The 26,051-nt window shown below is 64.9% G+C and carries 17 protein-coding genes and 1 pseudogene; 7 read left to right on the top strand and 11 right to left on the bottom strand.

The window, feature by feature from the left end; genetic code table 11:
- Nucleotides 1-68: 68 nt before the first annotated feature.
- Nucleotides 69-227 (top strand): hypothetical protein, encoded by a 159-nt coding sequence (locus tag QFZ91_RS37700; RefSeq protein WP_176107149.1) that lies wholly within the window; start codon nt 69-71, stop codon nt 225-227.
- Nucleotides 228-288: 61 nt separating this feature from the next.
- Here the strand turns inward: QFZ91_RS37700 and QFZ91_RS37695 are convergent, their stop codons facing one another.
- Nucleotides 289-492: a hypothetical protein gene (locus tag QFZ91_RS37695; RefSeq protein WP_429570391.1), complete on the bottom strand. Its 204-nt coding sequence runs from the start codon at nt 490-492 to the stop codon at nt 289-291.
- Nucleotides 493-655: 163 nt separating this feature from the next.
- Between QFZ91_RS37695 and QFZ91_RS37690 the strand changes: the two genes are divergently transcribed.
- The 3 genes from QFZ91_RS37690 (at nt 656) to QFZ91_RS37680 (ending at nt 2,745) form a co-directional block, all read left to right on the top strand.
- Entirely contained in the window at nt 656-970 is a 315-nt protein-coding gene (locus QFZ91_RS37690) for a hypothetical protein (protein ID WP_429570390.1), read from the top strand.
- Between the two features lie 163 nt (nt 971-1,133).
- Nucleotides 1,134-2,060, top strand: coding sequence for a 3-hydroxyacyl-CoA dehydrogenase family protein (locus tag QFZ91_RS37685; RefSeq protein ID WP_429570389.1), 927 nt, complete (start codon nt 1,134-1,136; stop codon nt 2,058-2,060).
- 73 nt (nt 2,061-2,133) lie between these two features.
- The gene (locus tag QFZ91_RS37680; protein WP_368589584.1) at nt 2,134-2,745 is read left to right on the top strand and encodes a flavin reductase family protein; all 612 of its coding nucleotides are present in this window, start codon (nt 2,134-2,136) and stop codon (nt 2,743-2,745) included.
- A 4-nt stretch (nt 2,746-2,749) separates the two neighbouring features.
- Here QFZ91_RS37680 and QFZ91_RS37675 read toward each other — a convergent pair whose 3' ends face one another.
- Nucleotides 2,750-4,189, bottom strand: coding sequence for a polyhydroxyalkanoate depolymerase (locus QFZ91_RS37675; protein WP_429570388.1), 1,440 nt, complete (start codon nt 4,187-4,189; stop codon nt 2,750-2,752).
- Between the two features lie 240 nt (nt 4,190-4,429).
- Between QFZ91_RS37675 and QFZ91_RS37670 the strand changes: the two genes are divergently transcribed.
- Nucleotides 4,430-5,083, top strand: a complete 654-nt coding sequence (locus QFZ91_RS37670) for a glutathione S-transferase family protein (protein ID WP_176107154.1) — start codon at nt 4,430-4,432, stop codon at nt 5,081-5,083.
- A gap of 44 nt (nt 5,084-5,127) precedes the next feature.
- Here the strand turns inward: QFZ91_RS37670 and QFZ91_RS37665 are convergent.
- The 3 genes and pseudogenes from QFZ91_RS37665 to QFZ91_RS37655 form a co-directional block, all read right to left on the bottom strand.
- Nucleotides 5,128-7,096 (bottom strand): annotated as a pseudogene (locus tag QFZ91_RS37665) (methyl-accepting chemotaxis protein).
- 183 nt (nt 7,097-7,279) lie between these two features.
- On the bottom strand, nt 7,280-9,934 hold the full coding sequence (locus tag QFZ91_RS37660; RefSeq protein ID WP_429570387.1) for a heavy metal translocating P-type ATPase: 2,655 nt from the start codon (nt 9,932-9,934) through the stop codon (nt 7,280-7,282).
- Nucleotides 9,935-10,029: 95 nt separating this feature from the next.
- Nucleotides 10,030-10,677, bottom strand: a complete 648-nt coding sequence (locus QFZ91_RS37655; protein ID WP_429570386.1) for an FMN-binding negative transcriptional regulator — start codon at nt 10,675-10,677, stop codon at nt 10,030-10,032.
- 295 nt (nt 10,678-10,972) lie between these two features.
- On the opposite strand from QFZ91_RS37655, the gene QFZ91_RS37650 reads away from it, so the two are divergent.
- Nucleotides 10,973-12,391: a DUF1254 domain-containing protein gene (locus QFZ91_RS37650; RefSeq protein WP_429570385.1), complete on the top strand. Its 1,419-nt coding sequence runs from the start codon at nt 10,973-10,975 to the stop codon at nt 12,389-12,391.
- Between the two features lie 213 nt (nt 12,392-12,604).
- Nucleotides 12,605-16,387, top strand: a complete 3,783-nt coding sequence (locus QFZ91_RS37645; RefSeq protein ID WP_429570384.1) for a DUF748 domain-containing protein — start codon at nt 12,605-12,607, stop codon at nt 16,385-16,387.
- Between the two features lie 1,019 nt (nt 16,388-17,406).
- Here QFZ91_RS37645 and acnA read toward each other — a convergent pair.
- The 6 genes from acnA to QFZ91_RS37615 form a co-directional block, all read right to left on the bottom strand.
- Entirely contained in the window at nt 17,407-20,121 is a 2,715-nt protein-coding gene (gene acnA / locus QFZ91_RS37640; protein ID WP_429570383.1) for an aconitate hydratase AcnA, read from the bottom strand.
- 42 nt (nt 20,122-20,163) lie between these two features.
- The gene (locus QFZ91_RS37635; protein WP_429570382.1) at nt 20,164-21,615 is read right to left on the bottom strand and encodes a bifunctional 2-methylcitrate dehydratase/aconitate hydratase; all 1,452 of its coding nucleotides are present in this window, start codon (nt 21,613-21,615) and stop codon (nt 20,164-20,166) included.
- Between the two features lie 24 nt (nt 21,616-21,639).
- A complete protein-coding gene (locus QFZ91_RS37630) occupies nt 21,640-22,143 on the bottom strand; it encodes a hypothetical protein (protein ID WP_176107162.1) in 504 nt (167 codons plus the stop codon).
- A gap of 99 nt (nt 22,144-22,242) precedes the next feature.
- Nucleotides 22,243-23,430: a bifunctional 2-methylcitrate synthase/citrate synthase gene (gene prpC, locus QFZ91_RS37625; RefSeq protein WP_429570381.1), complete on the bottom strand. Its 1,188-nt coding sequence runs from the start codon at nt 23,428-23,430 to the stop codon at nt 22,243-22,245.
- 57 nt (nt 23,431-23,487) lie between these two features.
- Nucleotides 23,488-24,504: an HpcH/HpaI aldolase/citrate lyase family protein gene (locus QFZ91_RS37620; RefSeq protein ID WP_176378860.1), complete on the bottom strand. Its 1,017-nt coding sequence runs from the start codon at nt 24,502-24,504 to the stop codon at nt 23,488-23,490.
- A gap of 196 nt (nt 24,505-24,700) precedes the next feature.
- Nucleotides 24,701-25,684 (bottom strand): malate dehydrogenase, encoded by a 984-nt coding sequence (locus tag QFZ91_RS37615; RefSeq protein ID WP_429570380.1) that lies wholly within the window; start codon nt 25,682-25,684, stop codon nt 24,701-24,703.
- Nucleotides 25,685-26,051 lie beyond the last annotated feature (367 nt).

The raw sequence follows: 26,051 nt of genomic DNA, 5'->3' as shown, positions 1-26,051 counted from the left end.
CTAGGGAAAACCCCTATAATCATGGCTAGGGAAAACCCTAGCAATACAGTCACTAACCGGGAGTCGCCATGAGCTTCATCTTTGCACTGTTCCAAAAGATCAGCGACCTCTTTGCGTCGCCTCATCTGCCGCTGGATTCGGACTATTCGTATGCGGCGCGTGCCCGCGAAGCGGAGCGTCTGCGCCGCGCGCAGTCCACGCTGTTCGGCATCAAGCTGACGGACTAAGTCCAGCCGTACCTTCCTCAGCGCGACACGACGCGCTGGGGCGCGCACCTCGGGTGCGTATTCATTGAGCCACTATTCGCGAAATGCGAATCGTGGCTTTTTGTTTTTGGCGGCGTTTTACCGCGATGCACCATTGCGCTTGCGGAATATTTCGGGGCCGAAATGAATGTAACCGGCTTTCATGCTGGTTCAGCGGGTAGAACGACAGCGCCGCCGTGTAAGCCTTGTTCAATGCAGTGAGAAAGCGAAATCGAGCTTTCGTCATCCGTCTCCGACTATGAAATGCGCGCTTACAACTGCTAACGTCTTCACGCGATCCGGGCCGCTAAAGTGGCTCTCAAGCGTACGGCGTCTGGTTCGGAAGTGAATCGCACGATTCGGGCAAACACGGACGCTGGCCTGGAATAAAACTTTGACGGGAGGTCATTATGAAAACCTTTGGCAAGGCATCGCGCTCGCTGATCGCAACGCTGCTCGCGGGCGGCGCACTCGTCGCGGCCGGTAGTGCATTCGCGCAAGACCGCGTGATCGTGGAGCACCGCCCGGCGCCGGTCGTGTACGATCAACCGCACATGATGCCGGCGGGCGTATCGATCGACATCGGCTGGCACGGCGATCGTTATTGGGACGGCCACCGCTACTGGGCGCACGACGACTGGATGCGCCGTCATCCGCGCGACTACGATCCGCACCATCGAGGCGGCGACCACGACGATCACCGCCCGCCGACGCCGCGCTACTAATGCGCACCTGAGCGCGCCGCAACAGGCGGCGCGGGTCCACCAAGCCGGTCTTCCCTCCACGGAAAGACCGGCTTCGTCGCATTTGGGCTTGCAAGTCCCACCGGGGGAATGCAGCGTGCTGCGCTATGCTTCGGGACTTTGATCGACGGTAGCGGGAGTGCGTGTGGACAAGACGACGCAGGATGTGGCGATAGGGGTGGTGGGCACCGGACTGATGGGTGTCGGCATTGCGACGCAGGCCGCGCTGCATGGATACCGGACGATCGTTCACGACGTCGATCCGGCCCGGCTCGCGAGCGTCGCGCCGAAAGCGCAAGCGGTGCTCGACGAGCTGATCGACGCGGGCCGGATCGACGATGCCGCCAAACAGGCGGCGCTCGCGCGCATCGAAACGCACGTGCAGCTCGCCGCGGTCGCGCAAGCGCGCTTCGTGATCGAGGCGATTCCCGAGGTGCTCGAACTCAAGCATCGCCTTTACGCGACACTGACCGGCCTGCTCGCCGATGATGCGATCCTCGCGAGCAACACCAGCGGCTTCCCGCCCGACCAGCTCGCCACCCCGCTGCGTGCGAAGCAACGCTTCGTGATCGCGCATTTCTGGAACCCGCCGCACATGATTCCGCTCGTCGAGGTCGTGCCAGGCACCGAGACCGCGCCCGAAGTCGTGCAGCAAACCGCCGGGCTGATGAGCGCGATCGGCATGGAGCCGGTCGTGCTCGCGAAGGCGATTGCTGGCTTCGTCGGCAATCGGCTGCAGTTCGCGGTGCTGCGCGAGGCCTTGCATATCGTGCGTTCGGGGGCGGCAACGCCCGAAGTCGTCGATCGCGTGATGAAGGCTTCGCTCGGACGCCGCTGGGGCATCGTCGGACCGTTCGAAAGCGCGGATATGGGCGGGCTCGACACCTTCGTCGACATCGCGTCGCATCTAATGCCGCAACTCGCAAAGGACGAGGACGTGATCGATCTGCTGCGCGCGCAGGTCGACGCCGGGCGGGTCGGCGTGCGCAGCGGCGCGGGTTTTCATGACTGGGACGAAGCGCGGATCGCGCGGGTCAAGGAGGGGCGCAAGCGCGTGATCGGGCGCGGCTAGTGCTGTATAAGTAGCCGTTCCGGATCTGCTTCTGCGCCACTTTTTGCGCTGACCATCACACGAGTCTCAAGTCATGTCTCACTACTTCTACGATCCCGCCGCCGGTCACGGCCTGCCGCACGATCCTTTCAAGGCGATCGTCGCGCCACGGCTGATCGGCTGGATTTCTTCGCGCGATGCGCAAGGCGCGCTCAACCTTGCGCCATACAGCTTTTTCGGCGCGTTCGCGACCTTTCCGCCGATCATCGGTTTCAGCAGCGAGGGCCGCAAGGACAGCCTCGCCAACATCGAGGCGACCGGTGAATTCGTGTGGAATCTCGCCACCCGGCCGCTTGCCGAGCAGATGAACCGCTCGTCGGCGCCGGTCGCGCCGCACGTCGACGAGTTCGCACTGGCCGGGCTCACGCCCGCGCCGGGCCGCAACGTGGCGGTGCCGCACGTGGCCGAATCGCCCGCTGCGCTCGAATGCAAGCTGCTGCAGATCGTGCGTCTGCATGATGTCGACGGCAAGCCGATGGACAACTATCTGTCGCTCGGCCAGGTGGTCGGCGTGCATATCGACGAGGCCTATCTGAAGGACGGCCTGTTCGACACGCACGCCGCGCAGCCGATCATGCGCGCGGGCTATCGCGCCGACTATGCGCAGATCGGCGAGATGTTCCAGATGATCCGGCCAACGGCCTGAACGCTCAGGACGTCACGGACGGCGGTTTGCGTGACGGCTGCCCGGACGATTGGGCCGAGGAATCGCCGTTGCCGCTCTCGCTCGCGCCTACGGGCGCATCCACCTCCACTCCGACAACAGAGGCCGCGACCGGCGCGGCCGCCGTGACTTCGGCCGCGGTCGCCGCGGGCACCGGCTGGATCGGACGCGCGCGTGAACTGACGAGCACCGCGCGCGGTTCGTTGTCGTAAATCACGGCCCGCACGCGCGGATAAACGTGCCGCTCCCAGCGGCGTCCGCTGAACACGCCGTAGTGGCCGACGCCCGTTTGCACGTAATGCGTCTTCAGATACGGCCGCAGACGATCGCAGATGTCCTGCGCGGCGAGCGTCTGACCGACTGCGCAGATATCGTCCTTTTCGCCTTCCACGGTCAGCAATGCGGTGCGGCGAATCTTCGACGGCTCGACCAGACGCCCCTCGACTTCGAGCGCGCGCAACGGCAGCGCGTGCTGCTGAAAAACCGTGTCGACGGTTTCCAGATAGAAGTCGGCCGTCAGATCCATCGTCGCGAAGTACTCTTCGTAGAACGTGCGAATGGTGTCGGCTTTTTGCGGATCACCCTTGCCGCGCTCGTAGTACATCGTTTCGAACGAGTCGGCGTGGCGGCCAGGATTCATCGCCATGAACGAGGCCAACTGAACGAAGCCCGGATACACGCGACGCTGCGCGCCCGCAAAGCCGAACGGCACCGCGCTGATCAGGTTGCGCTCGAACCACTCGATCGGCCGGCTCCTCGCCAGTTCGTTGACACGGGTCGGATTGATGCGCGTGTCGATCGGGCCGGCCATCAGCGTCATGCTGGCCGGCTGCGCAGGATGGTCGTCGGCGGCCATCAGCGCGACGGCGGCGAGCGCCGCGACGGTCGGTTGGCAGACCGCCAGCAGATGCGTGCCGGACCCGATCGTCGCGGTGAAGTCGATCACGTGGCGCACGAACTCGTCGAAGCCGAAGCGGCCCTCGCCGAGCGGCACGTCGCGCGGATTGTGCCAGTCGGTGATATAGACGTCGTGCTCGGGCAGCATCGTGCGCACGGTTGCGCGCAGCAGCGTCGCGAAGTGTCCCGACATCGGCGCAACCATCAGCACGCGTGGCTGCGGCGTCGAAAGCACGGCGCCCTTGCGAAAATGCAGCAGCGAGCAGAACGGCGTGCGCGCGACGACTTCCTCGACCACCGCGACCGGGCCGCCTTCGGTGACGACGCTGTCGATGCCGAACGGTGGCCGCGTCGGCGTGAGTCCGCCGAGTATCAGCAGTTCGCAGGTCGCGCGCAGCGAGCGTCCGTGGGGCGTAGCCGCGAATGTCGGCCACGCATCGAGCGAGTGGTTCGCCAGCGCCGCGCCGTGTCGCAGCGGCAGCAGCATGTCGGCGCAGGCCTGATAGGCGGGATAGGCGAACAGATTCATACTTTCACTCGAATGCGCCAGAAAAACAGGAACCCGAATAAAAGCAAGCGGTGCGCCAGGCGCTGGCGCGCGTCGCCCGGTGTGCCGCGGTGTGTCGCGGCATGTCTCGCGTGCGTCGGCATATCACTTGCGTGCGTAGGCGAAACGGGCCGGCCTTGCCGCGCTTTGGTGCGCGCGCGCACCGCGGCGTGCATGAGTGCAGGCACGCGCGGCGCGATACCCGATCTGGAGGACACACGCATGGGAAATACTACGCTCACGATTAGCAGCAGGAACTATTCGTCGTGGTCGCTGCGCGGCTGGCTGCTGACGAAGTTCAGCGGCTTGCCGTTCGAGGAGCTCGTCGTGCCGATCGACGACCCCGCGACGCGCGCCGAACTACTGCTGCTCTCGCCGTCGATTCTGGTGCCATGCCTCGTGCACGACGGCGTCAAGGTCTGGGACACGCTGGCGATCGCCGAATATCTGAACGAGCTGAAGCCGCAAGCCGCGCTGTTGCCGCATGAGATCCGCGCCCGCGCGCATTGCCGCTCGATCTGCGGCGAGATGCATTCGGGGTTTGCGTCGTTGCGCTCGGCGCTGCCGATGAACCTGAAGGCGCATTTCCCGGGCTTCAAGGTCTGGGCGCGCGCGCAGTCGGATATCGAGCGGATCGTGACGATCTGGCGCGAATGCCTGAAGGAGTACGGCGGTCCGTTCCTGTTCGGCGAGCGGACCGCGGCGGACGCGATGTACGCGCCGGTGGTCACGCGTTTCGTGACCTATGACGTGCAACTCGAGCCGGATATCGTCGAATACGGGCAGCACATCATGGCGCTGCCCGAAATGCGCGAGTGGATCTCGCTAGCGCGGCAGGAAGTCGAGGAGATCGACGAACTGGATGTCGAGTTCTGAGCGCGGCGGCCGCCGTGCGCCGCCGCCCGCAGTAGGCAGATCCGTTAGCCGCGCTCCCCTTCCAGCTTGAACACGCTGACCAGCTGCGCGAGCCGCGCAGCCTGCTCGCGCAATTCGGCCGCGGCGGTTTCCGCATCGACGACGATCGTCGCATTCTGCTGCGTCGCCTCGCCGATCTGCGTGACCGCCCGGTTGACCTGCTCGATGCCGCCCGACTGCTCGCGCGACGCGACGTTGATCTCGCTCATGATCGCGCGGACCTGACCGACCTGAGTGACGATGCCTTGCATCGTCGCGCTCGCTTCTTCGGCAATCCGAAAACCGCTGTCGACGTTCGCGCCTGACGCCGCGATTACCCCCTCGATCTCCTTCACTGCCGCCGCGCTGCGCTGCGCGAGCGCGCGCACTTCCGACGCGACGACCGCAAAGCCCTTGCCGTGCTCGCCCGCGCGCGCCGCTTCGACGGCCGCGTTCAGCGCGAGGATGTTGGTCTGGAAGGCGATGCCCTCGATCACCGTCGTGATCTCGGCGATTTTTTGCGACGAGCGGCCGATCTCGCCCATCGTCGACACCACGCGTTCGACCGCGCGGCCGCCTTCGAGCGCGGCGTCGGCGGCTTGCGTGACGAGCGTGTTCGCTTCGGTCGCGTGATCGGCGTTCTGCTGCGGTCGACGTGATCTGCTCCATGCTCGCGGCAGTTTCCTCGAGGCTGCTTGCCTGGGTCGCGATGCGCATCGCGATGTTGCCGCTGCCGGCGGCGATTTTCTCGGTACCCGCCGACATGCCGGCCGACGCGTTGCGCACCTGCGCGACGATGCGCGCGAGCCCTTCGCCGATGCCGTCGATCGCCTGCATCAGACGGCCGATCTCGTCGGCGCGTGTGCGGCCGTGTGCCACTCGCACGCTCAGATCGCCCGCGGCGAGGCGCTCGGACGCACGCGCGGCTTCCTCGAGCGGACGGCTGACGAGCCGCCGCACCGCGATGAGAAACACGATCGCGAACAGGCCGACCAGCGCGAGGCCGAGCAGCAGGAACGCGTTGCGGGTGCGCACGACGTCGGCCATCACTTCGTCGCGCGGCGCGACGCCGCCGACGAGCCACTGCCACTCCGGCACCGTGACGAACGACACGAACTTGTCGCCCGCGTCGCTCTCGCCGAGGGTCGCGTCGGCCGAGCGGTAGTCGAGCTCGCCCTGCTTCATGTCGAGCATGCGCTGATACGGTGCGTTCGCGTCGTCGGCTTTCTGGCCGGCGGCAGCCGGATGCACGAGCAGCTTGCCGCGCTCCGCGCCGCTCGACGCGTCGAGCACGAAGTAATAGCCGGTCGCGCCGATCTTCAGCGCGCGGATGCCGTCCTGGACCGACTGGATCTCCTTGTCCACGTCGACGCCGACGAACAGCGCGCCGATCACTCGGCCGCTCGCGTCGGTGATCGGCTTGTACTGCGTGATCATGCGCTTGCCGAACAGCGGGGCGAGGCCGGTGTACGTGCGGTTCGCGAGCAGCGGCGCATAGGCGGGCCCCTTGCGGTCGAGCAGCGTGCCGATCGCGCGGGTGCCGTCCTGCTTCTTCAGCGACGTGGTCACGCGCACGAAGTCGTCGCCGCTGCGCGCAAAAATGGTCGCGATCGCGCCGCTGCGTTGGAGGAACTGGTCGGGAATCGTGAAGTCGAGGTTCAGCACCTTGTCGCCGGCTTTGAAAGTCGGCGTCGCGGTGCCGCCGATATCGACCTTCTGCGTGTCGTCGAGCGAGAAGTCGGTGGGCAGGAAGCTAGCGAATAGCGCCATCGATCGATCGACCTCGGCCGACAGCGCCTTGTCGAACAGCGCGATCATCGCGGCGATCGAGCGGTCTTTGTCGGCGATGCGCGCGAGCACCTGGTCGCGCACCTGGTCCCCGGCGGCCCGTGCGAGCGCCCACGCGAAGGTGCTGAAAATGACCGCGACCAGCACGCACGAGAGCACGGCAAGCCGTGCGCCGACGCTGGCGCGGCGCGAGAAGAATGAGTTCATGGGCAGGCGTGAAATGGGAATTGGGCGATGCTCGTTGGGTGTGGCCGCGAGCGGGCATCGATTGACTTGTTTACGGCTCGGGAGACGGCGGGCTTGAGGGTGTCTGAAAGGCGGCCGTAACAGGCTGAAAGGGGCCGCAATGGGCCCCCCAAACGGACCAGACGGAACGCCGGAAGGGTGTTCCTATGCTGCTTGGCGCGCCTGAGCGACGGCGCGACCGGGCGCTGTGCGCCAAGTCCGCAACAGCAGCGCATTGGTGACGACGCTGACGCTCGAAAACGCCATCGCCGCGCCCGCGAGCATCGGATTGAGCAAGCCGAACGCGGCCAGCGGAATGCCGATCAGGTTGTACACGAATGCCCAGAACAGGTTCTGCTGGATCTTGCGCCAGGTTCTGCGCGAGATGTCGATCGCATCGGCGACCAGCGCCGGGTCGCCGCGCATCAGCGTGATGCCGGCGGCGTGCATGGCGACGTCGGTGCCGGTTGCCATCGCGATGCCGATGTCGGCGGCGGCGAGTGCGGGCGCGTCGTTGATGCCGTCGCCCGCCATCGCGACGATGCCGGCGTGGCGCATCTTCAGGTCGCGGATCACGCGGGCCTTGTCGTCGGGCAGCACCTCGGCGTGGAATTCGTCGATGCCGAGCGCCCGCGCGACGCTCGCCGCACTGCCGTGGTTATCGCCGGTCACGAGCACGCTGCGGATGCCCATTTGCGCGAGCCGCGCGACAGCCGCGCGCGCGGTCGGCTTCACCGTGTCGCCGAACGCGATCAGCGCGAGCGCTTCGGGGGAGTCGGGCGCGCGCGTCATCAGCCACGACACCGTGTTGCCCGCCGCTTCGAGTTCCTGCGCGCGCGCGGTGAGCGCGGGCGGCAGCGCGATATCGAGCTCATGCAGCCAGCGCGTGCTGCCGAGCGCGAGGGTGCGGCCGTCGACGTCGGCTTCGACGCCCCGGCCGGCGACGGCGCGAGCGGCGGTGGCGCTTGGCCCGCCGGCTTCGCCAGCGATTTGCCCGAGTTGAGCCTCGGACGCGCGCACCACCGCCCGCGCCAGCGGATGATCGCTATGCCGCTGCACCGCCGCCGCGAGCGCGAGCGCTTCGTCGCGGCTCACGCCGCCGACCGGCTCGAACGCTGTCACCGATGGCTGGCCGAGCGTCAGCGTGCCGGTTTTATCGAACGCGACGATCGACACGCGATGCGCGATTTCGAGCGCTTCCGCGTCCTTGATCAGCACGCCGTGGCGCGCGGCGACGCCGGTGCCGGCCATGATCGCGGCGGGTGTCGCGAGTCCGAGCGCGCACGGGCAGGCGATCACCAGCACCGCGACCGCGTTCAGGATCGCGGTTTCCGCGCCCGCGCCGGCGAGCAGCCAGCCGATCAGCGTCAGAGCGGCGAGCGCGAGAATGGCCGGCACGAATATTTCGCTGACGCGGTCAACCAGCCGCTGGATCGGCGCTTTCTCGGCCTGCGCGCTTTCGACGAGCCGGATGATGCGCGCGAGCGTCGTCTCCGCGCCGATCGCGGTGGTCGTCACCACGAGCGCGCCTTCGCCGTTGATCGAGCCGGCCGTGACGGCGTCGCCGGTCTGCTTCGGCACTGGCAGGCTTTCGCCGGTGATCAGCGCTTCGTCGATATGCGTGCGGCCTTCGAGCACCGCGCCGTCGACCGGCACGCGCTCGCCCGGCCGCACGATCACGATGCTGCCGACCCGCACCTGCGCGAGCGGCACCTCGCGTTCGCCGGCGCCGTCGCGGATGCGCGCGCGCTCGGGGCGCAGCGCGTTGAGCGCGCGGATCGCGTCGGTGGTCTGGCGCTTCGCGCGCGCCTCGAGCCATTTGCCGAAGCGCACCAGCGTGATCACGACTGCCGATGCCTCGAAGTACAGATGCATCGTGTCGCCCGGATGCACCGCGAGTTCGTAGACGCTGATGCCGTACGCGGCCGATGTGCCGAGCGCGACCAGCAGGTCCATGTTGCCCGCGCCGGCGCGCACCGCGCGCCAGGCGGCGCGATAGAAGCGCGCGCCGAACACGAACTGCACGATCGATGCGAGCACGAACTGCGGCCACGCCGGCAGCATCGCGTGCAGGCCGAACCATTCGCCGAACATCGGCGCGACGAGCGGCAGCGTCAGCAGCGCGCACGCGCCGACGCTCGCGAGGTCGCGGCGAATTTGAACCTGCTTGCGGTCGACGGCCGGGGCAGGCGTCGTGTCGAGGATGTCGCTGACGGCGCCAGTCGAGGCGGCCGTCGCCGCCATTGTCTCGGCCGGAGCGACAGCAGCGCGCGGCGCGCTCAGCGTCGCTTCGTAGCCGGCCTTTCTGACGGCGGCGATCAGCGCCGCGGCATCGGCGGATGCGGTGCCTTGCGGATGAACGGTGGCGGTTTCGGTCGCCAGATTGACCGACGCGCGCGCGACGCCAGGCACCTTCGCGAGCGCCTTTTCGACGCGCAACGCACAGGCTGCGCAGGTCATGCCGCCGATCTCCAGTTCAGTGGTCGGCGGCGTGTCGGCGGGTGTCGCGGCAAGCGGCGCGATTGTCTGTTCGGCGACATCGGCGTTGGCGACCGGTGTCGCTTCGTATCCGGCCTTGCGCACGGCCTCGGCCAGTTGCTGAGGCGCGAGCGTCGCGTCGCTTTCCACGCGGGCGCGCTCGGTCGCGAGATTCACCGATGCGCGCGCCACCCCCGGCAGCCTGGTCAGCGCTTTTTCGACGCGGCTCGCGCACGACGCGCAAGTCATCCCGCCGATGTCGAGTTCGACGACGCGCGTGAGTGAAGGGGAAGGGGAAGCGGCAGCGCCGGCGGGGCGCTGCGGGTTGGCAAGTCCGGTCATGGCAGGCAAGGCTCGTGGCGGCATTGGGTCGCATGGTGAAGCCAGTATCGACCTTCCCATGACGGGAAGGTCAAGGCCGGATTATGCGCCCGCCGTCAAAACGCCGGCGGCGCATCGAGCATCGCCTGTCCCACCGCTTTCTGTTGATCGCCGTCGCGCGCGAGCAGCGTTTGCGCCGCGCCGCGCCGGTCTCCGGCCGCCTTGTTCTGGCCGAGCTTCCATTTGCCGACGAGCCGCGTCACTTCGATCTCGATACCGACGATCGCGCCGAGCATCTGCGCGATGTAGTCGGCCGGCGCGTCGCCCATCTTCCATGGCACCGGCTCGCCGGCTTCCATCTTGCGGGTGAGCCGCGCGACGAGGCCGCGCACGAACGATTCATCGTCATGCACCACAATCCTGCCATGAGCATGTACGACCATATAGTTGTAGGTCGGCACCTGTTTGTGCGTTTCGTGTTTGCTCGGGTACCAGCTCGGCGAAATATAGGCGGTCGGCCCCTGGAAGATCACGAGCGCTTCTGGATGAGTCGCGGCTTCCTGCCAGACCGCGTTCGCCCGCGCGACGTGCGCGCGCAGCACCAGACGTGCCGAATCCGCCGCGTCCGCCTGCGCCTCGAACGGCAAATGATTCGCGTCGAGCCCATTGGGGCCGTGCGTAATCAGCGCGCCGAAAGAGTGCTCGGCGATCAGGCGGTGAAGAACCTCTGGACGGTTCTCTTCGAAATGGGCGGGCATGTACATTGAAACGCTCCGAATGCAGGACGACGAAAGAGTGAGGGCGAATCGGCAAGAAGGCGGATCGACGGATTCGCGAATCAAAAAGCATCGCGCGCTCGCGCGAGCCGTTGGCGCGGGAACATAATGTGGCAACGACGCTGCTTTGTGCTTGCCTGGCTAGCAAGGATACGATACAACGCGAGGTTGTCGGAATCGCAATCCGCGGACTCGCTGCGCAGTGTTTCGGGAGAACCGCGCATGCACGTGGCGCTGCACACCGGCATCTCCTATAGGGCTGCACGCTCCGCACTCTGAACGAATGATAAAAAATCTCCGAGAACTGTTTTTGCTGCAACGAACCTGCATATCAATCGCGGGTATCGCACTGCTGGCCAGCTGCGCGTCGACCCCCACCGCGACGCAACAAAGCAACGGCTGGGTCAAGGACGAAGTCGCCGACTCGTACCTATTCGGCTATCCGCTCGTGCTGATGAGCGCCGCGCGCGATGCGGCGGTCGGCACCGAGCCGGGCCAGGCTCCGTTCAACACGCTGCGTCACGCGCAGGCGCTGCCGCCGATCGGCGCGACCAACCCGCCGCAGCCGAGCCTCGACACGCTCGACTCGACCGGCTGGCTCGACCTTGCAGCCGAGCCGGTGATGCTGGCGCTACCTGATTCGCATGGCCGTTACGTCGATGCGCGCGTGCTCGACATGTGGACCAACGTCGCGTGGTCGACCGGGCCGCAGTTCGCCGCGGGCACGGGCACGGCGAAGGGCCTGCGCGCGCAGACGATCGCGTTCGTCGCACCGGGCTGGAAGGGCGAGCTGCCGAAGGGCGCGACGCGCGTCGAAGTGCCGACCCGCAACGCCTGGATCAGCGTGCGCGTCCAGGCGAGCGGCGCGCGCGATCTGAACGCAGTGCGCAAGCTGCAGCGCGCGATCCGTCTGGAGCCGCTGAGCGTGTTCGTCGGCGACGCCGAGCCGGCGGTGCCGCCGCGCGGTTACGCAACCGGCGTCGCGGGCCCGAGCGGCACGCCGGCGCAGCAGGTCGCCGCGCTCGATGCAAGCGGCTTCTTCGGCCGTCTTGCCGACGCGTTGCCTGACAATCCGCCGACACCGGCCGATCCGCATGCGCTCAAATTCCTCTCCGACCTCGGCGTGACGCCCGGCGATCCCGTGACGCTGCCGAAGTCATCCGCTGTGCTCGCGGCCGGTCTCGCCGATGGTCGCGAGCGCGTCGCGACGCCGCCGTCGAATCTGCTGAGCGCGAACGGCTGGAGCTGGCTTGGCGACGGCGTCGGCAACTATGGTCCCGACTACGCATTGCGCGCGTATGCGGCGAGCGCGGAGTTGGGGATCGGTACGAAGGATGACGAAGTACGCGCGGTCGTCACGCAGGACAGCGACGGCAACACGCTGAACGGCGCGAATCGCTACGTGATCCACTTCGCGGCGAACCAGTTGCCGCCGGTGCGCGGATTTTGGACCATCACCGCGTACACGAAGGATGGCGCGCTGAGCGAGAACGCGCCGGCGCGGCTCGCGGTTGGCGATCGCAATGGCGCGCGCCGCAATCGCGACGGTTCGCTCGACGTGGTCGTGTCGTCGACGCGCAGCCGCACCGGCAACTGGCTGCCCGCACCGCGCGCGGACATGCAACTGGTGCTGCGCCTGTATGCGCCGAAGCCGCAAGCCACCGACGGCAGCTGGCAGCCGCCGCCGGTCGTGCGGCAATGACGTGAACGGCGCGCGGGCAAAGCGCGCGCCGTCCGGTGTCGTTATCTAACGCTCGCGATAATTTTCTTCGCGAGAAAACCGGTCGGTCAGCAGCACGAATCGTCAAGGCGGGCCTGACATTCCTGTCTAACCATTGATTCAAGACTTATACTGCCGCATGCGGGATTTCTGTTTTTCGCGGCGGGCTTGCCGCCGCATTCCTCCACATCGAGCATGGCAAGCCTCAATAAAGCATCGTTAGCCTCCTCCATTCAGACTGTGCGCGCAGTCGCGCAGTCGCACCGTACGCGGCGAATTCTCGTCGGTCTGTTGATCTTCGTCGTCGTAATCGGCCTGCTCGGCTTTTTCGCGGCGCCGCCGCTGATTCGCCATATCGCGAGCCAGCAACTGAGCAAGCAGCTCGAGCGGCCGGCGTCGATCGGCCGCGTGGCACTCAATCCGTACACCCTGCGTTTCGAGGCCGACAACGTGCATATCGGCGAGCGCGGCGGCGCCGGCGACTTCGTCGATATTTCGCGGCTCATCGTGAAGCCGTCGTGGAGTTCGCTGTTTCGCGGCGCGCCTATCGTCAATGAAGTGCAGGTCGATTCGCCGCGCTTTCATCTCGTTCGCCTCGATGCGCAGCACTTCAATTTCAGCGACCTGATCGAGAAGTTCGCGAACCAGCCGGCAAAACCCAACAGCAAACCGACGCAGTTCTCCGTCTCCAACATTCGCGTCGAAAACGGCCAGGTCAAGTTCGACGACCGCGTGCTCGGCACGAGCCACGTGATCGATCAATGGAAGCTCGGCATTCCGTTCATCGCGACGTTGCCGTCGAAGACCGATATCTTCGTCGAGCCGCTGCTGCGTGCGCGCATTGACGGCGACAGTCAGCTCGCGATCGACGGCAGGACCAAACCGTTCGCGGCGTCGCGCGAGTCGGAAGTGTCGCTGCGCTTCGACGATCTCGACGTGCCGAAGCTGGTGTCCTACGCGCCATCGAAGCTGCCGGTGATCGTGCAGTCGGGCAAGCTGTCCACTGACCTGAAGCTGAACTTCGTGATGGCGAACGACACGCCGTCGCTGCGCGTGGCCGGCACCGTCGACCTGAACGACGTGGACGTGCAGGATCAGGGCAAGGCGCCGTTCTTCGCCGCGCGCGCGGTGCATGTAGCGGCGGCATCGCTCGAGCCGTTGAAGAGCGTCTATCACTTCGACGATATCCGCATCGACGCGCCGAGCGCGAGTGTCGCGCGCGACAAGGACGGTGTATTGAGCGTCGAGCATATGTTTGCGCCCGCGCCCGGAAAACCGGCGGCAAAGGAAACCGCGGACACGAATGCCAAGCCCAAAACCGCCGCCGCCGAAAAAGCGGCCCCGCCGTTCGACGTCGCGATCAAACGTTTCATACTCAACGATGGCACCGTCAACGTACACGACGAGGCCGCGTCCCGTCCGGTCGAAGCCGGTCTGCAAAATCTCGCGGTCACGCTGACCGATTTCTCGACGCTCGCGTCTGCGCCCGCCCATTACACGCTGAACACGAACCTGAGGGACGGCGGCGGTTCGCTCGCCGCCGACGGCACGGTCCGCCTCGCAGCGAAGACGGCGAGCGCGAAGCTCGATCTGAAGTCGCTGAAGCTGCCGCCGCTGCAGCCGTATCTCGACACCGCAACGTCCGCGCAGGTGCTCGACGGTGCGTTGTCCGCGACGACGAATATCGACGCGAACTGGTCGAAGTCGCCCATTGCGCTGACGGTTGCGGACACGAAGCTGGACATGCAGAAGGTGAAGCTCGCGACGCGCGGCGACAAGACGCCGGTGATCTCGCTCGCGCAGGGCAACGTGGTGGTCAAGCAGGTCGACGTCGCGGCGCGCACGGCCGACGTGACGAGCGTCGACGCAACCGGCCTCGCGGTCGACGCGCAGCGCCTGAAGGACGGCACCGTCAATCTGAACGCGCTCGCGGGGTCGCATCAACAGGCGACGGAGCGCACGGCGATTCACGCGGCGAAAAAGGCGCAGGCCGAGGGCCCCGCATGGCGCTACAAAATCGGCGAATTGACGCTCAAAGACGCGACCGCCGAGTTCACCGACAACATGACGGCGCAGCCGGTCAAACTGAGCTTCACGCCGGTGCAGTTGAAGGTGCAGCAGATCAGCGACGACCTGAGCCGACCGCTGCCCGTCGATCTGCAGGCGACGTTGAACAAAAAGGGCACGCTCGGCGTAAAAGGCGACGTCACGGCGACGCCGCTCAAGCTGGCCGTCAAGGTCAACGCGAATCAGCTCGACGCGGCCGCGTTCGAGCCGTACTTCGGCAGCAAGCTGAACGCGTCGCTCGCTAGCGCGCTGCTGAATGCGAACGGTGATCTCTCGGTCAGCCAGGCGAAGTCGCTGAAGGCGAACTTTCGCGGCGACATGGCGCTCGTTGCCGTGCGCATGATCGACAAGGCGACCTCCGACCCGTTCGCGGGCTGGGGCTCGCTTGCGCTGACGAACCTGAAGGCCGATTACGACGAGCACGGGGGGACCGTGGTCGACGCGGGGCGTGTGACGTTCTCGAAGTTCTATGGCCGCGTGCTGCTCGACGCGCAAGGCAAGCTGAACTTGAAGGATGTGGTCGCGCACGAGGGCGGTACGACGCAGCCGCTGACGCGCAGCAAGAGCGGCTCGCACCCGATTCCGCTGACGCCCGAGGCGGTGTCGGAAGCGGTCGCGGCGTCGGCGCCGGCGGCGGTCGCGGCAGCATCGGCTGCGGCGCCGGGCAATGCAACCACCACGCCTGCGGCCACCGCCACGGCCGCGACGCCGCCACAAAATCCGCTCAAGATGCACTTCGGGCAACTGGTGTTGCAACAGGGCCGCGTGACCTATACCGACAACTTCGTCAAGCCGAACTACACGGCGAACCTCGTCGACATTCAGGGCACCATCGGCGCGTTCGGTACCGAAACGACCACGCCCGCACCGGTCGATGTCGCCGCGAAACTCGCGGCCAACGGTCCGCTGACGATTCGCGGCACCGTCAATCCGCTGATTGCGAAACCGGCGCTCGATCTGACCGCGACCGCGCACGACATCGAGCTGACCAACCTGACGCCGTATTCGGCGAAATACGCGGGCTATCCAATCACGAAGGGCAAGCTCAACGTCGATCTGCACTATCAGCTTGCGAACGACCAGCTGAACGCGAACAACCACTTGTTCATCGATCAGCTGACGTTCGGCGATCATATCGACAACGACACCGCGACCAAGCTGCCGGTGCGTTTCGCAATCTCGCTGCTGAAGAACTCGCGTGGCGAGATCGACGTGAACCTGCCGGTGTCGGGCTCGCTGTCGAACCCCGAGTTCAGCATCGGCGGGCTGATCTGGCATGCGGTGCTCAATCTGCTCGAGAAGGCGGTGACCGCGCCGTTCTCGCTGATCGCGCATGCGTTCGGCGGCAATGGCGAAGACCTCGGCTACGTCGAATTCGAGGCCGGCTCCGCCACGCTCACCGACGCCGACAAGCAGAAACTCGACACGATCGTCAAGGCACTCACCGACAAGCCGTCGATCCGCATGGACCTGATTGGCCGCGTCGATCCGAAGGTCGACGAGCCGGCGCTGCGCACGCGGTACGTCGATCAGATGGTGAAGCGGCAGAAGATCAAGGACGCGGTGGGTAACGGCGAGAGCGTCGATCCGTCGACGGTCACGGTCGATCAGAAAGACTACGAAAAGTATCTGACCAAGGCCTACAAGTCCTCCGACTTCAAGAAACCGCGCAACTTCATCGGCATGACGAAGACGCTGCCGGACGACGACATGAAGAGCGCGCTCGCGGCCAACGCGCCGATCGACGACGCAAGCCTGCGCCAGCTTGCGCAGCAGCGCGCACAGAGCGTGCAACAGTACCTGGAGGGCAAGATCGACAGCAGCCGCGTGTTTATCGTCGCGCCCAAGATGAATCCCGACGATATCAAGGACAAGGGTGCGACGACGCGGGTCGATTTCGGCTTGAAGTGATGGTGGCGGGCGATCAGGTCTGTTGCTTATCACCCGACAGATTTTGCCGCGGCGTATCGTGCAGGCGCGGGCACATGGCAGTGGGAAACCGCTTTCGTCCAAAGCGGAGGCGGTATCCCGAGCACCTTTCTGCGTAATGGCATAAGCCTTGCGAGTGGTCCGGTCACTCCCATCCCGACACAAGGACCATTGCCATGACGACTCTTACCATCCACGATTTGCCGCGTGTCGATCTGCTTGACAGAAAAGGCATGCACGCCATCCAAGGCGGTTTGGCGCTCTCCAGCGTGCTAGCTCCCACGGAGCCATGTCGATTGGCCATTCCGACTGATCCCTGTCGGTCGGTCATTCCCACCGAACCCTGCACGTCCTTCGCGAGCTAGGTGCGTTCCCGTCGAGTTGGGCACCAGAAAAACAAACGCGCCGGACATGGCGTACCGGCGCGTTTCATACAGGACACGTCTTTAGACGTATCTATCGGGACCGTTTAGTCCTGCGGGATGCTCGCTGGCTCTTACCGAAGCCCCGCGAGCGGCTTACATAGCAGTGGTCAGAGTCAGTATTCAAAGGCATTCCCTCCAAGGTGAAGTTGAGCATTCAGCCTGCGTTGCATCAGGAGGACACGTCTCACGGGGCGCCGCGGCCAGGGGACGGCGTGCGGCCGTCATATGTGCGCTGTGCACGAGCGCGGCGCTGACGCCCGGGGGTGAGACGCATCCCACACACGTCTTCTCATGATCGAAGACGCCCTCGGCGGCTACTCCAACTACTTCAACTGTTTGCCGCCTCAAGGAAAATGTAAGGGATTTCCCGCGAACAAGAAACCAGGCAGGTTGTCGCGCGGCATGTTGTCGTGATACCGAACTCCGCGTCAGGTTCGAGTCCCCTTCGCATCCTGCGTGGCACGCCGAGAAGAACTAAAAAAAAGCCCGACCTGAGGTCGGGCTCCAAAGTCGGCTGCGCCCTCCACAGGACGCAGCCCCTGCAAAACAGCGAGGCTACATGCGTTGCCGTGAGGCTCAAGCAGCCAGCAGCGAGCGCAGCACGAACGGCAGAATCCCGCCGTGCTTGTAGTAGTCCACTTCGATCGGCGTGTCGATACGCAGCAGCACCGGAACGCGCTTGTCGCCGTCCTTGCCGTGGATCACGAGCGTGACTTCCTGTTGCGGCTTGAAGTCGTCGCCGAGGCCTTCGATGTCGTACGTTTCTTCTCCGGTGATACCGAGCGACTGTACGCTATCCGAGCCCTTGAACTGCAGCGGCAGAACGCCCATGCCGACGAGGTTCGAACGGTGGATCCGCTCGAAGCTGCGTGCGACCACGGCCTTCACGCCCAGCAGCTGCGTGCCCTTGGCCGCCCAGTCGCGCGACGAACCCGTGCCGTACTCTTCACCCGCGAACACGATGGTCGGCGTGTCGGCGTCGATGTACTTCATCGCCGCGTCGTAGATCGACAGCTGTTCGCCGCTCGGCTGGTGAATCGTCAGGCCGCCTTCGACGCGCGTGCCGTCCGCCTTTGCCGGGATCATCAGGTTCTTGATACGGACGTTCGCGAACGTGCCGCGCATCATCACGTCGTGGTTGCCGCGACGCGAGCCGTAGCTGTTGAAGTCGGCCTTCTGCACGCCGTTTTCCTTCAGCCAGCGGCCTGCCGGCGAGTCTTCCTTGATCGAGCCTGCCGGGCTGATGTGGTCGGTCGTGACCGAGTCACCGAAGATGCCCAGAGCGCGCGCGCCCTTGACCGGCGCGATGCTGGAGGCCGGCGTCATCGAGAAGTCCTTGCCGAAGAACGGCGGCTCGGCGATGTAGGTCGACTTCGGCCAGTCGTAGACCTGACCTTCTTCGCCCTCGATCTTGCTCCACAGGTCGCCCTTCTTCGTGAGCTGCGAGTAGTTCTTGCGGAACGCGTCGGCATCCATCGCGTACTTCAGCAGCGCGTTGACTTCGTCGCTGGTCGGCCAGATGTCGCCGAGGTAGATGTCCTTGCCGCCCTTGCCCTTGCCGACCGGCTCGGTCATCAGGTCGCGCGTGATGTTGCCGGCGATCGCGTACGCGACGACGAGCGGCGGCGACGCGAGGAAGTTCGCGCGGATGTTCGGGTGGATACGCGCTTCGAAGTTACGGTTGCCCGACAGCACCGCTGCCGCGACGATGTCGTTCTTCGTGATCGCTTCGTTCAGTTCCGGCGTCAGGTCGCCCGCGTTGCCGATACAGGTCGTGCAGCCGTATGCGGCCAGCGTGAAGCCGAGCTTGTCGAGGTACTTCAGCAGGTCGGTCTTCGTCAGGTACTCGGTGACGATGCGCGATCCCGGAGCCAGCGACGTCTTGATGTGCGGAGCAACCGTCAGGCCAGCCTCGACAGCCTTCTTCGCGAGCAGACCGGCGGCGAGCAGCACGCTCGGGTTCGACGTGTTCGTGCACGACGTGATCGCGGCGATCAGCACGTCGCCGTTCTTCACGTCGACGCCGTTGCTCGTCGTGTATTTGGCGTCGAGATCGGCGGCCTTCTTCGCGAAGCCGTTTTCAGCGACCGGCTTCGAGAACAGGTCGATGAAGGTCGACTTCACGTGGCCGATCTCGATGCGGTCCTGCGGACGCTTCGGGCCTGCCAGCGACGGCGCGACCGTGGCGAGATCCAGCGTGACGACCTTCGTGTAGTCGATGTCGCCATCGTCCGGAATGCCGAACAGCTCCTGCGCCTTGAAGTAGTTTTCGAACGCCGAGATTTCCGCGTCCGTGCGGCCCGTGCCGTGGAAGAACTCGATGGTCTTTTCGTCGACCGGGAAGAAGCCCATCGTCGCGCCGTATTCCGGCGCCATGTTGCCGATCGTCGCGCGGTCCGGCACCGACAGCGAGCGCGTGCCTTCGCCGAAGAACTCGACGAACTTGCCGACGACCTTCTCCTTGCGCAGCAGTTCGGTGATCGTCAGCACGAGGTCGGTCGCGGTCACGCCTTCGATCAGCTTGCCCTTCAGGTGCACACCGACGACGTCCGGCGTCAGGAAGTACACCGGCTGGCCGAGCATGCCTGCTTCGGCTTCGATACCGCCTACGCCCCAGCCAACCACGCCGATGCCGTTGATCATCGTCGTGTGGCTGTCCGTGCCGACCAGCGAGTCCGGGTAGTACACGGTGTCCGCGCCGTCGGCCTTCTTGTGCACGCCGCGCGCGAGATATTCGAGGTTCACCTGGTGAACGATGCCGACGCCCGGCGGCACGACCTTGAACGTGTCGAACGCCTGCATGCCCCATTTCATGAACTGATAGCGCTCGTTGTTGCGCTGGAATTCCAGCTTCATGTTCAGGTCGAGCGCGTTCTTCTCGCGGAAATGGTCGATCTGCACCGAGTGGTCGACGACGAGGTCCACCGGCACCAAAGGCTCGATCGACTTCGGATTCTTGCCGACGGCCTTCGCGACGCCGCGCATCGCGGCGATGTCGGCGAGCAGCGGCACGCCGGTGAAGTCCTGCAGCACGACGCGCGACACGACGAACGGAATTTCATCGACGCGCGCCGCGTTCGGCTTCCAGTTCGCGAGTTGCGTGACGTGTTCTTCGGCGATTTTCTTGCCGTCGTAGTTGCGCAGCACCGATTCCAGCACGATACGGATCGAGACCGGCAGACGGTCGATTTTGAGGTTCAGAGCCTTGCCGAGTTGTGGCAGGGAGTAGAACTTGCCTTTGCCGGAACCGCTGTCGAATTCCTTGAGCGTTTTGTGGAGGTTGTGGGCCATGGTGTTTTCCTTGGTTTGGATCGCGGAACTACAGTACTCAGCCTAGATGACGTAAAAATCGACGTATTCATTGACCGGCGTCGCTTCGAGCTTGGCCTGGTCGAGCGAGACGTCGAGAATCGCCAGTTGTTGCTTGACCGGAAAGCGCCGCGCGAGGTTGGTCTTGAACTTCTCGACCAGCAACGGAATACCGTCGTCACGACGGCGCTTATGACCGATCGGGTATTCGACTACGACTTCCCCGAACTTCGACCCGTCGTTGAATTCGATCGTCAGTGCATTGGCGATCGAACGCTTCTCCGGGTCGTGATAATCCTTCGTGAACTGTGGATCTTCTACGCATTCCATTTTCGCGCGCAACGCATCGATACGCGAGTCCTGCGCCACTGAATCTTCGTAATCGGCAGCAGTCAGACGGCCGAAGATCAGCGGCACCGCGATCATGTACTGGATGCAATGATCACGGTCGGCCGGATTGTTCAGCGGGCCTTTTTTATCGATGATGCGAATCGCGGCTTCGTGCGTGCGGATCGTCACGCGGCGAATGTCTTCGACGCGCCGGCCTTGGCGCGAGAGCTGCGCATGCAGCGCGAGCGCGGCTTCCGCGGCGGTTTGCGCGTGGAACTCGGCCGGAAACGAGATCTTGAACAGCACGTTTTCCATCACGTACGAGCCGTACGGACGCTGGAACCGGAACGCGTTGCCGTTGAACAGCACGTCGTAGAAGCCCCACGTTTTCGCGCTGAGCACCGACGGATAGCCCATCTCGCCGGTCTTCGAGATCAGCGCGAGGCGCACGGCGCGCGCGGTGGCGTCGCCGGCAGCCCACGATTTGCGCGAACCAGTGTTCGGCGCATGGCGGTAGGTGCGCAGCGCCTGCCCATCGACGAGCGCCTGCGATACCGCGTTGATCAGCTCTTCGCGCGTGAGGCCGATCAGCTGGCCGACCACCGCGGTCGACGCGAGCTTGACGAGCAGCACATGATCGAGCCCGACCTTGTTGAACGAGTTCTCGAGCGCGATGCAGCCTTGAATTTCGTGCGCCTTGATCATTGCGATCAGGACGTCTTTCATCGTCAGCGGCGCTTTGCCGGCTGCGATGGCGGTACGCGAGAGCCAGTCGGCCGTCGCGAGAATGCCGCCGAGGTTATCGGACGGATGGCCCCATTCGGCCGCGAGCCAGGTGTCGTTGAAGTCGAGCCAGCGGATCATCGCGCCGATGTTGAAGGCGGCCTGAACGGGGTCCAGCTGGAACGACGTGCCTGGCACCTTCGCGCCGTTGGGGACGATCGTGCCTGCCACGATTGGTCCCATCAGCTTGGTGCAGGCCGGGTAGGTAAGCGCCTCGAGTCCGCAACCGAGCGTGTCGATCAGGCAATGACGCGCGGTTTCCAGCGCGAGCGCGCTGTCGATCCGGTAATCCAGCACGTAGTCGACGATATCGACCAGGACGGCGTCCGGGGCGGGTCGTACGTTGGAGATCGGGGCGGACATCGGGGGCTTCCCTGGCGGCGAAAATCAGTTGCCGGTCTTGTTAATCGCGTTCGATTGCGTTGCTGCGGGCGCGCCCTGTTCCATCGCGACCGTCTTGCACTCGTCGGCGAGACGCGAGCTGTCCTTGTCCTGGAACAGCATGGCCTTCGTCGGGATCACGACGAGGTCCATACCGGATGCCGCGTCGTGGAAGCGGTCGGCGCCCGTGGTGGTCGCTTCGCGCGGCAGGTTGTAGTTCTTGTTCGCCCAGTGAACCGTGACGATCTGGTCACGCTTCATGTCGCCTTTCATTTCGAAAGCCAGACCGTCCTTGCACGACCACTTTTCCGCCCCTTCCGGGATCGGATCGACCTTCGCTTCCTTCACCGGATTGGCCTTGCGCTTGACCAGGCGGCGCGGCTCCGGGCGCTTGGCGACGGCCTTCTTCGTGGTGGTGGTGGCCGTGTCCGCAGCAGCGGCGTCAGTCGCGACGGTCAGCATCGTCGTAGACAGGGCGCCAATCATGGCGGCGATCATCAGCTTTTTCATGGAAAAACCTTTCTATCAAATCAGTTAAACAGTGCGCGGACGACCGGTCCGGCGGCCGCGCGGGTTGAACTGCACGCGCTGTGGAGCGCACAGCGACCGCTATTTTCTCCTATTTAGCGGCACGTACTTTAAATTCTCGGGTCCGATGTAATTCGCGCTCGGCCGGATGATCTTGTTGTCGACGCGCTGCTCGATGATGTGCGCGCTCCATCCTGCCGTACGCGAGATCACGAACAGCGGCGTGAACATCGCGGTCGGCACGCCCATCATGTGATAAGACACCGCGCTGAACCAGTCGAGGTTCGGGAACATCTTCTTCGCTTCCCACATCACCGATTCGAGCCGCTCGGCGATCGAGAACAGCTTCATGTTGCCTGCTTCCTTCGACAGCTTCTTCGCGACTTCCTTGATGACCTTGTTGCGCGGGTCCGAAATCGTGTACACCGGATGGCCGAAGCCGATCACGACTTCCTTGTTCTCGACGCGGCGGCGGATGTCGGCTTCGGCTTCGTCGGGTGTCTGGTAGCGCGACTGGATGTCGAACGCGGCTTCGTTGGCGCCGCCGTGCTTCGGGCCGCGCAGCGCGCCGATCGCGCCGGTGATCGCCGAATACATGTCCGAGCCCGTGCCCGCGATCACGCGGCCCGTGAACGTCGACGCATTGAACTCGTGCTCCGCGTACAGGTTCAGCGACACGTGCATCGCCTCGACCCACGCCTTCGACGGCTCGACGCCATGCAGCAGATGCAGGAAATGGCCGCCGATCGAATCGTCGTCGGTTTCGACCTCGATGCGCTTGCCGTTGTGCGAGTAGTGATACCAGTACAGCAGCATCGAGCCGAGCGAGGCCATCAGCTTGTCGGCGATGTCGCGCGCGCCGGGCAGGTTGTGATCCTCCTTCTCGGGCAGCACCGTGCCGAGCACCGACACGCCGGTGCGCATCACGTCCATCGGATGCGCGGCGGCCGGAATCCATTCGAGCGCGGCCTTCACGTTGGCGGGCAGGCCGCGCATCGACTTCAGCTTCGTCTTGTAGGCGGTCAATTCGGCCTGCGTGGGCAGCTTGCCGTGGACCAGCAGGTAAGCGATCTCCTCGAATTCGCACGCCTCGGCGATATCAAGAATGTCGTAGCCGCGATAGTGCAGATCGTTGCCGGTCTTGCCGACCGTGCACAGCGCGGTGTTGCCCGCGGTCACGCCCGACAGCGCGACGGATTTCTTCGGTTTGAAGCCGCTTTGCGTTTCGTTGCCGCCTGTTGCGTCAGCGGCTTGCGTCGTCTCGCTCATGTTCCGCCTTCTCCTGTGTGCCGGCTCATCGCTGCCGCCGTTTGAAAAACGCGTCGCTTATGCCACTGACTGTCCGTTAGCGCCAACTTGCGCAAAGAGCGGCGCCGCTTCTTGAGGAACAGCGCGGCCGGTGTTCTGCGCGCGGCGCAGCACCGACCAGTAATAGCGGTAGCTCGCACGGTCGTGCAGCGTATCACCGTGACGCGTCGGGCCCCAATGCGCGGACTGCGCGGCCAGCAGGATTTCGGTGGCCGTCGCGATTTCTTCGTCGCGCGGCGCGAACGCGGCGACGATCGCCTCGATCTGCGCCGGATGAATGCTCCACATGCGCGTGTAGCCGAATTCATTGCGGGCGCGCTGCGCGTCATTTGCGACCACGCTCATGTCGCGCACTTCGGTGCTGACGTTGTGCGACGGCACCTTGCCGTACGCATGGCAGGCCGCCGAAATTTCGAGCTTCGCGCGCCGCACGAGCGGATGATCGAATTGGCCCGGCGAGCGCATCGCGGTATCGGGGATCGCGCCGTCGTGCGCGGAGACGAAGTCCATCAGGCCGAAGCTCAGCGCCTCGACGCCTGGCAGCGCGGCCAGTTCGAACACGCGCGTGAGCGCGCCGTGAGTTTCGACCAGCAACTGCACCGGCACCGGCTGCGCGATGCCGAGCTCGCGCCGCGTCGCCTCGATGAACGCGATCATTTCGGCGGCATCGTGGACGTTGCGGATTTTGGGCAGCGTGATATAGGCGGGTGCCCGCTTTGCGGCGCGCAGAATCAGGCGCACGTCGTCGCGCCAGTGCGCGTGAGCGAAGTCGTGGATGCGTACTCCGACGCGGCCGAAGCGGTCGTGCTCGCTGCCCAGCAGCGATGCGACCAGTTCCGCGTGCTCGGCCTCGCGGCCGACCTGCGCGCCGTCTTCGCAATCGAGTGTGATATCGAACACCGGGCCGAGTTGCTGCTGTAACGCGAGCGACTTCAGCATCAGCTTTTCGCTTCCCGCGTAGTGGTCGCAGGCAGGCAGCACAGCGGGCGGCGCTTCGCCCTCAAACAGCACTTCGGCGGGTGTGAGAACGCGCATCTTCGGCGTGTGGGGCGTGGTGAGGATTAGGAATGTCGGATTCGGGTGTGCTCTGCGCAAGCGCAGTCGGGCGACGGCAAAGCACGTTCGAATCAGAGGCGAACGGTGACCATCGCGGCGCCATTCGCACGAAAAAAACCGGAACCCGCCGCGCTAACGCTTCGGAGTTCCGGTTCATCGGCATCAGATCAGATGCTTAGCCGAGCAGGTGCTGAACGCCGTCGCGCTCTTCCAGCAGTTCCTGCAGCGTGGCGTCCATCTTTTCGCGCGAGAACGCGTCGATTGCCAGACCTTCGACGCGCTTGTACTCGCCGTTTTCGCAGGTCACGGGCACGCCGTAGATGATGTCTTCAGGGATGCCGTACGAGCCGTCCGACGGGATGCCCATCGTAACCCACTTGCCGTTCGTGCCGAGCACCCAGTCACGCACGTGATCGATCGCAGCGTTAGCCGCCGATGCCGCCGACGACAGGCCGCGCGCTTCGATGATCGCCGCGCCGCGCTTGCCGACGGTCGGGATGAACGTGTTGCGGTTCCATTCGTCGTCGTTGATCAGCTTGGTCAGGTCTTGACCTTCGGCCGTTGCGACGCGGAAGTCCGGGTACATGGTCGGCGAGTGGTTGCCCCACACCGCGAGCTTTTCGATCGACGCGACCGGCTTGCCCGACTTGGCGGCCAGTTGCGACAGCGCGCGGTTGTGGTCCAGACGCAGCATCGCGGTGAAGTTCTTCTTCGGCAGATCCGGTGCCGACTTCATGGCGATGTACGCGTTCGTGTTGGCCGGGTTGCCGACCACCAGCACCTTCACGTCGCGGCTGGCGACTTCGTTCAGCGCCTTGCCCTGAACCGTGAAGATTTCGGCGTTGGCCGACAGCAGGTCCTTACGCTCCATGCCCTTCGAACGGGGACGTGCACCGACGAGCAGTGCGATGTCGGCGTCCTTGAACGCGACCTTCGGGTCGTCCGTGATCACGACGCCCGACAGCAGCGGGAATGCGCAATCATCCAGTTCCATCACGACGCCTTTGACGGCGGCTTGCGCTTGCGGCAGATCGAGCAGTTGCAGGATCACCGGCTGGTCCTTGCCGAGCAGGTCGCCATTGGCGATGCGGAACAGCAGGGAGTAAGCGATTTGACCTGCGGCGCCGGTGACGGCAACGCGCTTTGCGGGCTTAGCCATTGAGAAATCTCCAGGACGATGCGTTAGACGCTAGGGAAAACGCCATTCTATATGCGCGTTCAGCGAAGCGTTATGAAACACGGCGGAATTCACTGTTCGCGTGCGGGCTCGGAATGTGCCGAGACCGGGCGGCGCGTTGCGGCAAGACCGCCGTGCCGGAAATCCGTACTACCGAGCGGGACGGGATGGCCCAGGGCTTACGCCGGGGCCGCAACTGCACGGTGCGAGCTCCTGCGAACAGCGCGTTTCGGCGAGTGTCGGGCCAGCGGCTGCAACACGGAACAGCACGCGAATGCAACGGATGGCGGCGAATCGAAACCTGGACTGCGTAGGGGACGGCATGGTGCAGAGTGGCGGCCGGAGCGTC

Source organism: Paraburkholderia sp. JPY419 (assembly GCF_050435705.1).
GTDB classification, from domain to species: domain Bacteria; phylum Pseudomonadota; class Gammaproteobacteria; order Burkholderiales; family Burkholderiaceae; genus Paraburkholderia; species Paraburkholderia youngii.
The sequence above is the reverse complement of the archived record's forward strand: the minus strand, read 5'-3'. Positions and strand labels throughout refer to the sequence as shown.